This is a genomic window from Pantoea sp. FN0307 (assembly GCF_050113815.1).
Taxonomy (GTDB): Bacteria; Pseudomonadota; Gammaproteobacteria; order Enterobacterales; family Enterobacteriaceae; genus Mixta; species Mixta alhagi.
Genome location: NZ_JBNJSO010000005.1, coordinates 102,585 through 117,206, shown reverse-complemented (window position 1 = coordinate 117,206; position 14,622 = coordinate 102,585). Strand labels below are relative to the sequence as shown.

At 55.4% G+C, this 14,622-nt stretch carries 10 protein-coding genes and 1 riboswitch; of the genes, 6 read left to right on the top strand and 4 right to left on the bottom strand.

Annotation, left to right across the window (positions count from 1 at the left end):
- Nucleotides 1-24: 24 nt before the first annotated feature.
- Complete coding sequence (locus ACQE3Z_RS15330) at nt 25-1,203, bottom strand: MFS transporter (protein WP_250651814.1); 1,179 nt, start codon at nt 1,201-1,203, stop codon at nt 25-27.
- Between the two features lie 329 nt (nt 1,204-1,532).
- On the opposite strand from ACQE3Z_RS15330, the gene sgrR reads away from it, so the two are divergent.
- The 4 genes from sgrR to thiQ all read left to right on the top strand — a co-directional run bounded on the left by sgrR (nt 1,533) and on the right by thiQ (nt 6,646).
- A complete protein-coding gene (sgrR, locus tag ACQE3Z_RS15325) occupies nt 1,533-3,194 on the top strand; it encodes an HTH-type transcriptional regulator SgrR (RefSeq protein WP_426974455.1) in 1,662 nt (553 codons plus the stop codon).
- Between the two features lie 37 nt (nt 3,195-3,231).
- Nucleotides 3,232-3,334: riboswitch (TPP riboswitch) on the top strand.
- Between the two features lie 45 nt (nt 3,335-3,379).
- The gene (thiB, locus tag ACQE3Z_RS15320) at nt 3,380-4,366 is read left to right on the top strand and encodes a thiamine ABC transporter substrate binding subunit (RefSeq protein WP_426974454.1); all 987 of its coding nucleotides are present in this window, start codon (nt 3,380-3,382) and stop codon (nt 4,364-4,366) included.
- Nucleotides 4,342-5,952 (top strand): thiamine/thiamine pyrophosphate ABC transporter permease ThiP, encoded by a 1,611-nt coding sequence (gene thiP, locus ACQE3Z_RS15315; RefSeq protein ID WP_426974453.1) that lies wholly within the window; start codon nt 4,342-4,344, stop codon nt 5,950-5,952. The genes thiB and thiP overlap by 25 nt, the downstream gene beginning before the upstream one ends.
- Nucleotides 5,936-6,646 carry a thiamine ABC transporter ATP-binding protein ThiQ gene (thiQ, locus tag ACQE3Z_RS15310; protein WP_426974452.1) on the top strand — a complete coding sequence of 237 codons (711 nt, stop codon included), beginning with the start codon at nt 5,936-5,938 and terminating at the stop codon, nt 6,644-6,646. Before thiP ends, thiQ begins: the two co-directional genes overlap by 17 nt.
- A gap of 89 nt (nt 6,647-6,735) precedes the next feature.
- On the opposite strand, the gene ACQE3Z_RS15305 is transcribed toward thiQ, so the two are convergent.
- The 3 genes from ACQE3Z_RS15305 to ACQE3Z_RS15295 all read right to left on the bottom strand — a co-directional run bounded on the left by ACQE3Z_RS15305 (nt 6,736) and on the right by ACQE3Z_RS15295 (nt 8,996).
- Nucleotides 6,736-7,500, bottom strand: a complete 765-nt coding sequence (locus ACQE3Z_RS15305) for a DedA family protein (protein WP_426974451.1) — start codon at nt 7,498-7,500, stop codon at nt 6,736-6,738.
- 192 nt (nt 7,501-7,692) lie between these two features.
- On the bottom strand, nt 7,693-8,157 hold the full coding sequence (locus tag ACQE3Z_RS15300; protein WP_426974450.1) for a DUF943 family protein: 465 nt from the start codon (nt 8,155-8,157) through the stop codon (nt 7,693-7,695).
- Nucleotides 8,154-8,996, bottom strand: coding sequence for a DUF3289 family protein (locus ACQE3Z_RS15295; RefSeq protein ID WP_426974449.1), 843 nt, complete (start codon nt 8,994-8,996; stop codon nt 8,154-8,156). Before ACQE3Z_RS15295 ends, ACQE3Z_RS15300 begins: the two co-directional genes overlap by 4 nt.
- Nucleotides 8,997-9,197: 201 nt before the next feature.
- Between ACQE3Z_RS15295 and polB the strand changes: the two genes are divergently transcribed.
- Together polB and rapA are read left to right on the top strand one after the other, a co-directional pair.
- Nucleotides 9,198-11,558, top strand: a complete 2,361-nt coding sequence (gene polB, locus ACQE3Z_RS15290) for a DNA polymerase II (protein ID WP_426974448.1) — start codon at nt 9,198-9,200, stop codon at nt 11,556-11,558.
- Between the two features lie 153 nt (nt 11,559-11,711).
- Nucleotides 11,712-14,615 carry an RNA polymerase-associated protein RapA gene (rapA, locus tag ACQE3Z_RS15285; RefSeq protein WP_426974447.1) on the top strand — a complete coding sequence of 968 codons (2,904 nt, stop codon included), beginning with the start codon at nt 11,712-11,714 and terminating at the stop codon, nt 14,613-14,615.
- Nucleotides 14,616-14,622: the final 7 nt, after the last annotated feature.

The window sequence follows — 14,622 nt, the reverse complement described above, 5'->3', positions numbered from 1 at the left end:
GAAGGCCTGCTTTTCTATCCAGCCCTATGCGTTGCGTACCCGCGTCGCCAGCGCAAAAGACCCTAGCGCCAGCCCCAGTGCCAGCCAGTAAACCGTATAGTGTCCAAACGACTCCGCCAGCGTTCCCTGTAAGAGACCGGCGAGAATGGTGCCGGTTGAGATACTGTTAGTGAATAAGGTGGTTGCTGCGCCTGGTCGCCCTGGCATTAAATCCTGAAACCACAACATTCCGATTCCGGCGATAATGCCGATAAACAGCGCGTTAAAAACCTGCAAAAACATCAGCGCAGTGCGCGACTGAAACAGCACCAGCCCCAGATAAAACAGCACGCCGGAAGCGATGGCGATCAACATAATACGCCGCTTGCCGGTGCGTTTTACGTAATGTCCGGCTAACAGCATAATCGGGATCTCCAGCCCGGCGGCGGTGCCCATCAGCAGCCCAGCCAGCCGCTCGGGAAGCCCCAGCACCGTACTAATATAGAGTGGCATATCAATGATATACATGGTGTTGCAGGTCCACATCATCATGGATGCCACAAACAGCAGCCGCACATCTTTATTGCGCCAGGCGCTGATCTGCGTCAGCAGCACCTCCGGGGACTGCTCTACGCGCGGCACCGACGGCAGCGCAAAACCAACCAGCGCCAGACAAATCAGAAACAGGATCGCTGCCACCACAAACATCGTGGTAAAGCCGTAATTCAGCGCCAGCGCAAAAGAGAGCGGCGGCCCAATCACCCATGCCAGCGAAAGCTGGGCGCGCATGACCGAACTAAACATCACCACTTCACGCGCCGAACGGTCGGCATATTCCCGTGCCAGCGCAAAGATTTGCGGCATGGAAACGCTGGCCAGCGAAGAGAGCAGCACGCCAAGAGTAATCAGCGTCAGGTAATGACGGTTAAAGGCAAACAGCAGGGCATTCACCAATGCCATCGAGCAACAGAACAGGATCAGCTTACGGCGATCGCCCCGATTATCCGAGCGCTTCGCCAGCAGTAAACTGACTACAATCCCGGCTACCGCGTTAACGGTATAAAACAGGCCTACCCAAAAAGGCCGCACGCCGACTTCATGCGACAGGAACAGGCTCAGCGTTGGCGCCTGCAGAGCGCCAGCGATACCCACCATAAAAGAGACGGCCATAAAAGCGAGATAAACCGGATTCAGACGGCGGCGGCGCGTCAGCAGAAATTTCATAACGTTTCCTGTACCTGGAAAAAAAGAATGGTAAGCACCCGCAAAACAGACGCCGCAGGCAGACACACAAGCTGCATGGCTACGGTTATCGTTGTAGAAGAAAGCACAGGAAAACGAAAAAAGCCAGCAGCGTCAATGCCTGCTGGCGGTGTAATTGCACTCTACTCAGATGTTATAGCGGGGCGAGAGTTCCACAATATCGAACAGGCCCCGCCAGGATAAAAGTACGCCAGCCAATAAGGCCGCCTCCCGCACTTTTATCTGCCGTTATTATCGCCATAATAAGGAAATGGAAAAACTACCCAATCTTTTAACAGAGTTCCCCTTTTATGCCTTCATCACGCCTGCAACATCATTTTATTCGTCTGTGGCAGAGCTGTAACGGCCAGACGCAGGAAACCACGCTGCAAATGCTGGCGCAACAGATGCACTGCTCGCGTCGCCATATGCGTAACCTGTTAAATGCGATGCAGGCTGAAGGCTGGCTGCGCTGGGAGCCAGAAGCGGGACGCGGCAAACGTTCACAGCTGCATTTTTACGCCACCGGGCTGGCGCTTCGGCAGCAACGCGCCGAAGCACTGCTGGAGCAGGATCGCATTGAACAGTTGGTGCAATTGGTTGGCGATAAAAACCAGGCGCGACAAATGATCACTTCGCGCCTGGGACGCAGCTTTCGTCAGGGCAAACATATTCTGCGCATTCCCTATTATCGTCCGCTGCTTAACCTGCTGCCCGGCTCGCCGCTGCGTCGTTCGGAAACCCATCTGGCACGGCAGATTTTCAGCAGTCTGCTGCGTATAAATGAGGAAAACGGGGAACTGGAACCGGATATTGCCCACCACTGGCAGTGCCTGTCACCACAGCACTGGCGTTTTTATTTGCGTCCCGCTATTCAGTTTCACCATGGCCGCGAGCTGGATATGACGGATGTGATCCTTAGCCTGCAGCGTCTGACGTCGCAGCCGCTTTTCTCCCACTTGAGCGCGATTGAATCGCCTACGGCCTGGACGCTGGATATTCACCTTAGCCAGCCCGATCGCTGGCTGCCGTGGCTGTTAGGCAGCGCCAGCGCGATGATTCTGCCCAAAGAGTGGCCAGAGCTGCCCAGCTACAGCCGCCAGCCTATCGGCACCGGTCCCTATTCGGTGGTTCAGAATCAGCAGTCGCAGCTTAAAATACAGGCGTTTGATGACTATTTCGGCTATCGCGCCCTGATTGATGAGGTCAACATCTGGGTACTGCCTGAAATCAGTGAAGAGCTGGTTTACGCAGGCGTTAAACTGCAGGGCGGCGGAAAGGATGAGAAATCGGAAGAGAGCCGGCTTGAAGAAGGCTGCTACTTTTTACTGTTCGATCAGCGTTCGGAAAAAGGACGCGATCCACAGATACGCCGTTGGGTCAGCACCCTGCTAAACACCATAACGCTGCTGAACAACGCAAGCGCCGGCTATCAGCGCTACTGGTTTCCCGCCTGGGGATTGCTGCCGCGCTGGCATCATCGCCCGCCACAGCATACCCTCGCCAAACCGGAAGGGCTGACTGAACTGACGCTGACCTGGTATAGCGATCATATTGAACATCAGGGCATTGCCAGGCTGCTGGAGCCATTGCTGGCGGCGCAGGGAGTCCGCCTGATTACGCAGGAGATCGATTACGCCAGCTGGTATCACGGCACGGCGAAAAGCGATCTCTGGCTGGGCAGCGTTAACTTTACCCTGCCGCTGAAGTTTTCTGTTTTTGCTCTGCTGTATGAGCTGCCGCTGTTACATCACTGCATCGATATTGACTGGCAGGCTGATGCCGGACGCTGGCGTCGGCAGGAACTATCGCTGGCGGAATGGTGTCAGGCGCTGGTGAATAACCATCACCTGCATCCGTTGTTTCATCACTGGCTGCTGCTGGAAGGAGAACGCAGTATGCGCGGCGTGCGGATGAATACGCTGGGATGGTTTGATTTTAAGTCTGCATGGTTTGCACCGCCGGAAACCTGATGCTTTCGTTAACCCACCGAAAACACTACACTAACAGCCGTTCTCAACGGGGTGTGGAAAACAACAAACTTTCCACTGAGAGAAACCCGTCGAACCTGATCCGGTTAATACCGGCGTAGGGATTTGAGATGCGGTATCCCCTCAGATCATGCGCCCTGTTATTTTTCCTCCTCAAGGAGCGCAACGTGTTGAAAAAATTTTTGCCCGTTCTGCTGTTGCTGTCTGCCCCAGTTTTTGCTGCCAGCCCCACGTTAACCGTTTATACCTATGACTCTTTCGCTGCTGAATGGGGCCCTGGTCCGGCGGTGAAGAAAGCATTTGAAGCGCAATGCGGCTGCGAACTGAAGTTTGTCGCACTGGAAGATGGCGTGTCGCTGCTGAATCGTCTGCGCATGGAAGGTAAAAACAGCAAGGCTGATGTGGTGCTTGGGCTGGATAACAACCTGATTCAGGCGGCGGAACAGACCGGCCTGTTTACGCCCAGCAACGTCAATACCGCCAGCCTGACGCTGCCGGACGGCTGGCGTAACCGCACCTTTATTCCCTATGACTACGGCTATTTCGCCTTTGTATACGATAAAAACAAGCTGAAAAATCCGCCGCAAAGCCTGAAAGAGCTGGTTGAGAGCGATCAACCGTGGCGGGTGATCTATGAAGATCCGCGTACCAGCACGCCGGGCCTCGGCCTGCTGCTGTGGATGCAAAAAGTGTACGGCGACGATGCCCCGCAGGCGTGGCAGAAGCTGGCGAAGAAAACCGTTACCGTCACCAAAGGCTGGAGCGAAGCCTACGGTCTGTTTTTGAAAGGCGAAGGCGACCTGGTGCTGAGCTACACCACCTCTCCGGCTTATCACCTGATCGCCGAGAAAAAGGATCACTATGCGGCGGCGAATTTTGCTGAAGGGCATTACCTGCAGGTTGAAGTTGCGGCGCAGCTGAAAAACAGCAGCCATCCGCAACTGGCGCAGCAGTTCATGCAATTTATGATCAGTGAACCGTTCCAGCAGGCGATCCCCACCGGCAACTGGATGTATCCGGTCACCAAAACCGCCCTGCCCGACGGTTTCAATACGCTGACGGTGCCGAAAACGGCGCTGGAGTTTACGCCTCAACAGGTTGCGCAGCAGCGCGCTGAATGGATTACTGCATGGCAACGCGCCGTCAGCCGCTGATCCCCGGCTGGCTCTGGCCTGGCCTGCTAACCGCCACGCTGCTGGTTACCGTGGCGCTGCTGGCTTTTGGCGCGCTGTGGTTTAACGCGCCGGAGAGCGACTGGCGCAGCCTGCTGCAGGATAGCTATCTGCGGCATGTGGTTGCGTTTTCATTCTGGCAGGCGCTGCTTTCTGCACTTTTGTCAGTGGTTCCGGCGATTCCGCTGGCACGGGCGCTCTGGCGGCGGCGTTTCCCTGGTCGCCAGCTGCTGCTGCGGCTATGTGCGATGACGCTGGTGCTGCCGGTCCTGGTGGCAGTGTTCGGTTTGTTGAGCGTTTACGGACGCGAAGGCTGGCTGGCGCAACTCTGTGCACTGTTCGGCGTCAGGTATGATTTCTCCCTCTATGGGTTACAGGGCATTTTGCTGGCGCATGTGTTCTTTAATCTGCCACTGGCGACGCGTCTGCTGTTGCAGGCGCTGGAAAATATTCCCGGCGAACAGCGTCAGCTGGCGGCTCAGTTAGGGATCGAAGGCTTTAATTTCTTCCGCCTGGTAGAGTGGCCCTGGCTACGCCGCCAGATTTTACCGGCGGCGGCGCTGATTTTTATGCTCTGTTTCGCCAGCTTCGCTACCGTGCTGTCGCTGGGCGGCGGACCGCAGGCGACCACCATCGAACTGGCGATCTTTCAGGCGCTCAGTTATGACTACGATCCTGCGCGGGCAGCCTTGCTCTCTCTGTTGCAGATGGTTTGCTGTCTGGGGTTGGTGATGCTAAGCCAGCGCCTGAGTAAGGCACTGCCTGGCGGCGATGTTTCTCTGAACGGCTGGCGCGCGGCCCATCGCAGCCTGGGCTCGCGGCTGCGGGATACGCTGTGCATTACGCTGGCGCTACTGTTACTGCTGCCGCCGCTGCTGGCGGTGATTGTTGACGGCGCGCGTCAGGGCTTTAGCAGTTTGCTGCACCAGCCGGCTCTCTGGCAGGCAACCTGGACTTCGCTGCGTATTGCACTGGCCGCCGGTCTGATTGCCGTGCTGTTAACCATGCTGCTGCTGTGGAGCAGCCGCGAGCTGCGTCAGCGTCAGCGTCTGCTGGCCGGGCAGGCACTGGAGATGAGCGGCATGTTGATCCTCGCGATGCCGGGCATTGTACTGGCGACCGGCTTTTTCTTGCTGCTTAACAACAGCGTCGGGCTGCCGCAGCAGGCAGACGGCATCGTGATCTTTACCAATGCGCTGATGGCGATCCCTTATGCGATGAAAGTGCTGGAAAATCCCATGTATGACATTACCGAACGCTATCAGCGTCTCTGTTTGTCCCTGGGTATTCGGGGCTGGCAACGGGTGCGGATGATTGAGCTGAAGGCGCTGAAGCGGCCGCTGACTCAGGCGCTGGCCTTTGCCTGCGTGCTTTCCATTGGCGATTTTGGCGTTGTGGCGCTGTTTGGCAATGCCGATTTCCGTACGTTGCCCTTCTATCTTTATCAGCAGATTGGCGCCTATCGCAGTGCCGATGGCGCGGTAACGGCGCTGCTGCTGCTGCTGCTCTGCTTTATTCTGTTCACTCTTATTGAAAAGCTACCGGGACGCCATGCTAACGCTGACTAATCTCACCTGGATGTATCACCATTTGCCGATGCGTTTTACGCTGTCGCTGCAGCCGGGCGAACGCGTCGCGGTGCTGGGCCCCAGCGGCGCCGGTAAAAGCACCCTGCTCAGTCTGGTAGCCGGATTTCTGTCGCCGCACAGTGGCACTATTGTACTCAACGGCGCGGATCATACGCATAGCGCTCCTGCCCAGCGCCCCGTATCGATGCTGTTTCAGGACAACAACTTATTCGCGCATCTGACCGTGGCGCAGAATATTGGGCTTGGGCTGCATCCGGGATTAAAACTGAATGCGGCGCAGCACCAGCAAATAGAGAACATCGCACGGCGGGTAGGGCTGGAAGCCTGTCTGGATCGTCTGCCAGGCGCGCTTTCCGGCGGGCAGCGCCAGCGGGCCGCACTGGCGCGCTGTCTGGTGCGGGAAAAACCGCTGCTGCTGCTGGATGAGCCATTTTCCGCGCTCGATCCCGCGCTGCGTAAGGAGATGCTGGCGCTGGTGGATGAAGTATGCCGCGAACGCAAACTTACGCTGCTGATGGTGTCACACAGCCTGGAAGATGCCGCACAGATTGCCGCACGCAGCGTACTGGTGGTTGACGGGCGGATTTACTGGGATGGCGCAACCCATTCCCTGCTGCGCGGAGAAACTGAGGCGGCGGAAGTGCTGGGCATTCACTACCCGCGTAAAGAGTAGATAAGCACTACCGCTTTCTGTGTGAAGCAGCAGACGAAGCGGGTTATCATGCCCGCTTCGTCATGTGTTGTGGATGAGGTAAGTAATTCTTATCCTACGAACACTTTCCATAGTAGCTGGCGGAAAATCGGCATCATTGGGTGGAACTGGATTGCCGTCAGGCTGCCCACGCCAAGTATAAAGCCCAGCGGCGCTAGCCAGCGCAGCCGCTCCACAGGCAGCCAGCGCGTCGCCCAGTCACGCTGTTTGTCGGCGCGCCACCAGCGCCAGCATAGCCATGCCCCCAGCCAAAGCAGCAGTGCCACCGCCAGCAGCAGCCAGATAAAACCGCCGCTCTGCGAATCCTTCGGCACATCGATCGCTACCCCGGCAAGGATGCCCGGCAACAGATAAAGCGGCGGCCATAAGATACTGCCAATGATGCTCGGCAGCAGAAACTTACGCGCCGGCAACTCCAGCATCCCTGCAGCCATCGGAATAAGCGGTCGCGTTGGCCCAACAAAGCGCCCTACCAGAATGGTAAACATGCTGTGCTGATGCAGCGCATGCTCGGTTCTGTCCAGCATTTTCTGGTGCTTTTTCAGATAGCTCCAGCGATGCAGTGGCCCCTGAAATTTCCAGCCAATACCATAGGAGATCCAGTCAGCCAGCAGGCAGCCCACCAGCCCTGCTGCCCAGGCGGGATAAAGCCCCAACTGGCCGCTGCCCACTAACGCGCCCAGGCTAGCCATCATGACCGTGCCAGGCAGCAGCAGGCCAACCAGCGCCAGCGATTCCAGAAACGTTACCAGTGCTACGGCAAATAGCGCCCATTCAAGCGATTGGGTAATCAGGTGTTCCAGCCAGGCTTCCATAAGCGTCCTCTGAGTCATCTTCGGCTGGATTGTCCTGAGCGGATGAGATAGCGTCAAGTAGGGATTTGTATGGGGATATTGACATGAATTGACAACGACTTTACCGCTGTCAAAGAGGCGTAGCGCTCTGCCCTGCCACAGAAAAGCACGCTGGTCGGAATGATGGCAGGCTGGCGGCTCCGCCTTCCTGATTTAGTTAAATCCCACTTCAACCAGCTCACCATTCGCTTTTTGTATGTAGCGGGTATTATTCAGCCAGTAACTGACTTCACCGTCACGGGTTAAGGTGATATACATTAACCGGTCCTTTTCGATACAGTTTTTTGGCGGTGGCATATCATCAAAACAAAGACGATCATATTTTTCCAGCGCTTTATAACCCTCGCCGAAGCGCCAGATAGCGATACTATAGCTACCGGTTTTATCAGACTTAGGAATGCCATAGTTCCTCTGTAAAAAAACTTTATTTTTCTCCCACCATTCTATTTTACCTTTATCACTCCACGGATAACGATCAACTAAAATATCGCTTCTATTAAGATGCTGATGAATAGCGATGATTTTAATTGGTTTCAAGGAGTAAAAAAAACCACCAAGAATTGCAATAATAAAAACTGAAAATAAAAATATAAAAAAGCATTTTAATCGGCAGTTCATTTCTTGCCACCACTCAGGTTGATCACAGCACGCATATTAGTGAAAAAAGGTTTATAGCCATACTTATCATAGTGTTGCAATACAAACCAGATTTTAAAAAACCTAAACTGCCGAAACTTATCTTTCATGATATCGTTATCGTCAAGACCGAAATGATCCTGAGCCACATATTCAACCTTAGCTTCCCATGAATGGTTAAGCACCTGCAACGACAATACTTTAATTTCTATAGAGTGAATATCATGTACGGTTATTCCCAGCCCATTAATACTGTCTTGTTTTCTGGCAAACTTTGGCAATATAGTTGTTTGAATAGCGGTCCCAAACTCGTTGAATTTTTCCATAGGGAAATTTCTCTCTTTATAAATCAGGTTATTATTAATAACAGATTCGATTATTTTCAGAGAAGATTTACCTGAGTTATCTTCCAGTAGCTGATTCCTTAGCGCCATATCCAGCGCCGCATCGCTAAAAGGCGTGCCATCGGCGTACTGCATATGGTCAATCATCTTATTAATCAGCTGGCGATAAGGGCTATAGATGGAGAAAGGCCAGCTCAGGCTGCGCATTTCATCAAACAACAGCTGCGCGCAGGCTTTATGCGAACAGCTTCCCGTGTTGTTAACGGCGTGAGGGCGATAAAAGCGTGACTGCGGCAAATTGAACGGAGTAAGCCGTACGCCGGTGTAAGGGTTAACTTTCTCTGATACATCGGTAAGACGGTAGCGCTTTTGCAGCTGGTCAGCTGTCAGGTCGCCATATCGCATATCCGCAGCCGCCCTGTCATTCATTTTTCGCTGAGTGGAGAAAATAGTACATGGAAAGGTTAAAGCTGTCATTTATCGACTCCCTGCCAATGTTGCTTTTATACAGCCGCATCTGGTGCGGTATCGTTAAGGACTCACTGATACCTCTGAAAATAGAAACATGATGCAAGACCTGTCCCGAATTAGGTGCTCCGTGTCCATACTCAACGCGCCTCAGGCACTGGATAAATAACCATGTTATACTGCCCTTTGTTTCAGATAAGAGGGCTTCTGGTGAGCAACATCCGCGCAGGCTTTTTGCTGACGCGCCACTGGCGCGATACGCCCAACGGCACCGAAATCGTGCTTTGGCTGGCCACTGACCAGGGGCCGCAGCGTGTTGTATTGCCGCCGCAGGAATCCGTCGCCTTTTTGCCCGCCGAATATCAGCAGCAGGCGCAACGGTTGCTGGCCGATGAACGCCACTGGCGGCTTACGCCGCTCGCGCTGAAAGACTTTCGTCAGCGCCCGGTGCTGGGGCTCTACTGCTCGCAGTATCGTCAGCTACAGCGGCTGGAAAAGCTGCTGCGTGAAAACAACATTCCACTCTATGAAGCAGACGTGCGCCCACCGGATCGTTTCCTTATGGAGCGCTTTATTACCGCACCGGTCTGGTTTAGCGGGGAGTCCGCAGGCAACGATCTCATCAATGCCCGCCTTAAACCGCACCCCGACTACCGTCCGCCGCTGAAGTGGGCCTCGCTCGATATAGAAACCACCCAGCACGGCGAACTCTACTGTATTGGCGTTGAAGGCTGCGGCCAGCGCATTGTCTGGATGTTAGGGCCGGAAAACGGCGATGCCAGCCAGCTCGATTTCGAGCTGCACTATGTCGCCAGCCGCCCGCAGCTGCTGGAAAAGCTGAACGCCTGGTTCGCCAGGCAGGATCCTGATGTGTTGATTGGCTGGAACGTCGTGCAGTTTGATCTGCGCGTGCTGCAAAAGCATGCTGACCGCTACGGCATTCCGCTGCGTCTGGGCCGCAATCAGCAGCCGCTGGAGTGGCGCGAGCACGGCTTTAAGCCAGGCATGTTTTTTGCCCAGGCGGCGGGCCGCCTGATTATCGACGGCATCGAAGCATTAAAGTCGGCGTTCTGGAATTTTGACTCTTTTAGCCTGGAGTCGGTGGCGCAACAGCTGCTGGGCGAAGGCAAAGCGATCAACAATCCGTGGCAGCGCATGGAAGAGATCAATCAGCGTTTCGCCAACGATAAACCCGCGCTGGCGCGCTATAACCTGAAAGACTGCGAGCTGGTCACGCGCATTTTTGAGAAAACCGAGCTGATGCCCTTTTTGCTGGAGCGCGCCAGAGTCAACGGTCTGGCGGCGGATCGCCACGGCGGCTCGGTGGCCGCTTTCAGCCAGCTCTATTTTCCGCGTATGCATCGAGCCGGCTTTGTCGCACCGAATCTCGGCGAGATTGCGCCGGAAGCCAGCCCCGGCGGCTATGTCATGGATTCACGTCCCGGCCTGTATGATTCAGTGCTGGTGCTGGATTATAAAAGCCTCTATCCCTCAATTATCCGTACTTTTTTGATCGATCCGGTTGGACTGATTGAAGGGCTGGCGCATCCGCAGGATGACGCCTCGGTGCCCGGCTTCCGTCACGCGCGCTTCTCCCGACATAATCACTGCTTGCCTGCGATGGTTAATCAGATCTGGCAAGGGCGGGAAGAGGCGAAGCGTCAGGGCAATAAGCCCTTATCGCAGGCCTTAAAAATTATTATGAACGCCTTTTATGGCGTACTGGGCACCAGCGCCTGTCGTTTTTTCGATCCGCGTCTGGCCTCTTCCATTACCCTGCGCGGGCATGAAATTATGCAGCAGACGCGCCAGCTAATAGAAGTACAGGGTTTCGAGGTGATTTATGGCGATACCGATTCCACTTTTGTCTGGCTGAAATCGCCCCACGACAGCGCCAGCGCTGATGCCATTGGCCGGGAGCTGGTGAACCATGTTAATCAGTGGTGGCGCGTCCATCTACAGGCGGAATACCAGCTAGAGAGCGCGCTGGAGCTGGAATATGAGACGCACTTTGTTCGTTTTCTGATGCCAACCATTCGTGGCGCGGAACAGGGCAGTAAAAAACGCTATGCCGGTTTGATTCGTGAAGGTGATCGGGAACGGATGGTATTTAAAGGGCTGGAAACGGTACGTACCGACTGGACGCCGCTGGCGCAGCAGTTCCAGCAGGAGCTGTACGGACGTATTTTTCGCGGCCAGCCCTGGCAGGACTATATTCGCACCAGGGTACAGCAGCTGCTGGACGGCGAGCTGGATGCGCAGCTGGTCTATAAAAAGCGGCTGCGTCGCCCTTTGCATGAGTATGAGCGCAATGTGCCGCCGCACGTGCGTGCCGCGCGTCTGGCTGATGAGCATAATCAGAAGCTGGGCCGTCCGCTGCAGTATCAAAAAGGCGGTTCTATCCGCTACGTGATCACCACTTCCGGCCCGGAGCCGCTGGAGGCGCGAACGTCAACGCTGGACTACGATCACTATTTACTTAAGCAGCTACAACCGGTGGCTGACGGGATATTACCCTTTGTGCAGGATGACTTTGCTACACTGATTACCGGGCAGTTGGGGCTTTTTTGACAGGTGACGAATCCATTACCTTCCAGTACCATAGCGCCCTTCCTGAACTTCACCGCTCCTGAGCATCAGCCAGACACCCTATTGCCTGGCCGCAACGCTATTGTCCGAGCGGGAGCATGACATCTGTTATTACGAGAATCGAGCTAAATATCTATGCCTTTTACACTTGGTCAACGCTGGATCAGCGACACGGAAAGCGAGCTGGGGCTGGGAACTGTGGTTGCACTGGATACCCGTATGGTTACCCTGCTTTTCCCTGCTACCGGTGAAAACCGTCTCTATGCGCGAAATGATTCTCCCATTACCCGTGTGATCTTCAATCCCGGCGATACCGTGACCAGTCATGACGGCTGGCAGCTGGAAGTGGCCGAAGTGCGCAATGATAATGGCCTGGTAACCTATATCGGTACCCGTCTGGATACTCAGGAATCCGTAGAGCTGCGCGAAGTGCTGCTCGACAGCAAGCTGGTATTCAGCAAGCCACAGGATCGTCTGTTCGCCGGTCAGCTTGACCGTATGGATCGTTTTGCGCTGCGTTTTCGCGCGCGTCGCTATCAGAGCGAGCAGTATCGTTTGCCTGTTAGCGGTTTGCGCGGAATGCGTACTAACCTGATCCCGCATCAGCTGCATATCGCTCACGATGTGGGCCGTCGCCATGCGCCGCGCGTACTGCTGGCGGATGAGGTTGGCCTGGGTAAAACCATCGAAGCGGGGATGATTATTCATCAACAGCTGCTGGCTGGCCGCGCCGATCGCGTGCTGATTGTGGTGCCGGAGACGCTGCAGCATCAGTGGCTGGTGGAGATGCTGCGCCGTTTTAACCTGCGCTTTTCGCTGTTTGACGATGCGCGCTATGCCGAAGCACAGCACGACAGCGACAACCCGTTCGATACCGAGCAGTTGGTTATCTGTTCACTGGATTTTGTGCGTCGTAATAAGCAGCGTCTGGAGCTGCTGGCGGATGCCGAATGGGATCTGCTGGTGGTGGATGAAGCGCATCATCTGGCCTGGAGCGAAGGCGAACCGAGCCGCGAATATCAGGTGATTGAGCAGCTGGCGGAGCAGATCCCTGCCGTGCTGCTGTTAACGGCAACGCCCGAGCAGCTGGGCATGGAGAGCCACTTTGCCCGTTTGCGTCTGCTGGATCCCGATCGTTTCCACGATTTCGAGCAGTTTGTCGCTGAGCAGCAAAATTACCGTCCGGTGGCCGATGCGGTTGCCATGCTGCTGGAAGATAAGGCGATCGGCAACGATGAGATGAACGCGCTGAGCGAGCTTATCGGCGAACAGGATATTGAGCCGCTGCTGCAAACCGCTAACGGCAAGGGCGAAGGCAAGCAGGCGGCGCGCGAAGAGCTGATTCGTATGCTAATGGATCGCCACGGCACCAGCCGCGTGCTGTTCCGCAACACCCGTAACGGGGTAAAAGGTTTCCCGCAACGCGTGCTTCATCAGATCCGTTTGCCGCTGCCCACGCAGTATCAGACGGCTATCAAAGTTTCCGGCATTATGGCGGCGCGCAAGTCAGCCGAAGAGCGCGCGCACGATATGCTTTATCCAGAGCAGATTTATCAGGAGTTCGAAGGCGACAGCGGCACCTGGTGGAACTTCGATCCGCGCGTTGAATGGCTGATGGGCTATTTGACCAGCAACCGTGATGAGAAGGTTCTGGTGATTTGTGCCAAGGCGGCGACCGCCCTTCAACTGGAGCAGGTGCTACGCGAACGCGAAGGTATTCGCGCTGCGGTGTTCCATGAAGGTCTTTCGCTGATCGATCGCGATCGCGCCGCTGCCTGGTTCGCCTCGGAAGAGAATGGCGCACAGGTGCTGCTCTGCTCTGAGATTGGTTCAGAAGGTCGTAATTTCCAGTTCGCAAATCGGCTGGTGATGTTCGATTTGCCGTTTAACCCCGACTTGCTTGAGCAGCGCATTGGGCGTCTTGATCGTATCGGCCAGGCGCGTGATATTGAAATCATGGTGCCTTATCTGGAGAAGACGGCACAGTCGGTGCTGGTGCGCTGGTATCACGAAGGCTTAAATGCCTTTGAACAGACCTGCCCGACCGGTCGTACCGTATACGATAGCGTGCACGATCAATTGATCGGATATCTGGCCGCGCCGGAGAATAGCGAAGGTCTGGACGCGTTTATCCATGCCTGTCGCAAGCAGCATGACACGCTGCGCTCTCAGCTGGAGCAGGGCCGCGACCGTCTGCTGGAGCTGAACTCTAACGGCGGCGCGAAGGCCGAGGCGCTGGCCGATGAGATTAGTCAGCAGGATAATCATATTGAGCTGGTGAATTTCGCGCTTAATCTGTTCGATATTGTCGGCATTAATCAGGAAGATCGCAGCGATAATTTGATTGTGCTGACGCCTTCCGATCATATGCTGGTGCCTGATTTCCCGGGGCTGCCGGAAGAAGGCTGTACCATAACTTTCGATCGTGCGCAGGCGCTGTCGCGTGAAGACGCACAGTATGTGACCTGGGAGCATCCGATTATCCGTAATGGTCTCGATCTGATTCTGTCCGGCGATACCGGCAGCTGCGCCCTGTCGCTGTTGAAGAACAAGGCGCTGCCGGTGGGCACGCTGCTGATGGAGCTGATTTACGTGGTTGAAGCACAGGCGCCGAAGCATCTGCAGCTGACGCGTTTCCTGCCGCCGACGCCGATGCGTCTGTTGGTGGATCGTAAAGGCACCAATCTGGCCGATAAGGTGGAGTTTGAGAGCTTTAACCGTCAGCTGAACGCGGTGAATCGTCATAACGGTAGTAAGCTGGTGAATGCGGTGCAGCAGGATGTGCATGCTATTCTTCAGCTGGCGGAGCCGCAGGCAGCAGAAGCGGCGCGTAAGCTGATTGACGCCGCACGTGTTGAAGCCGATGAGAAGTTGAGCGCCGAGCTGGAGCGTTTGCAGGCGCTGAAAGCGGTTAACCCGAATATCCGTGAAGATGAGATCGCCGCGCTGGAGAGCAATCGCAGCGAGGTGCTGGCCAGCCTGAACGATGCCGGCTGGCGTCTGGATGCGCTGCGTCTGATCGTGGTTTCTCATCAGTAAGCTAACC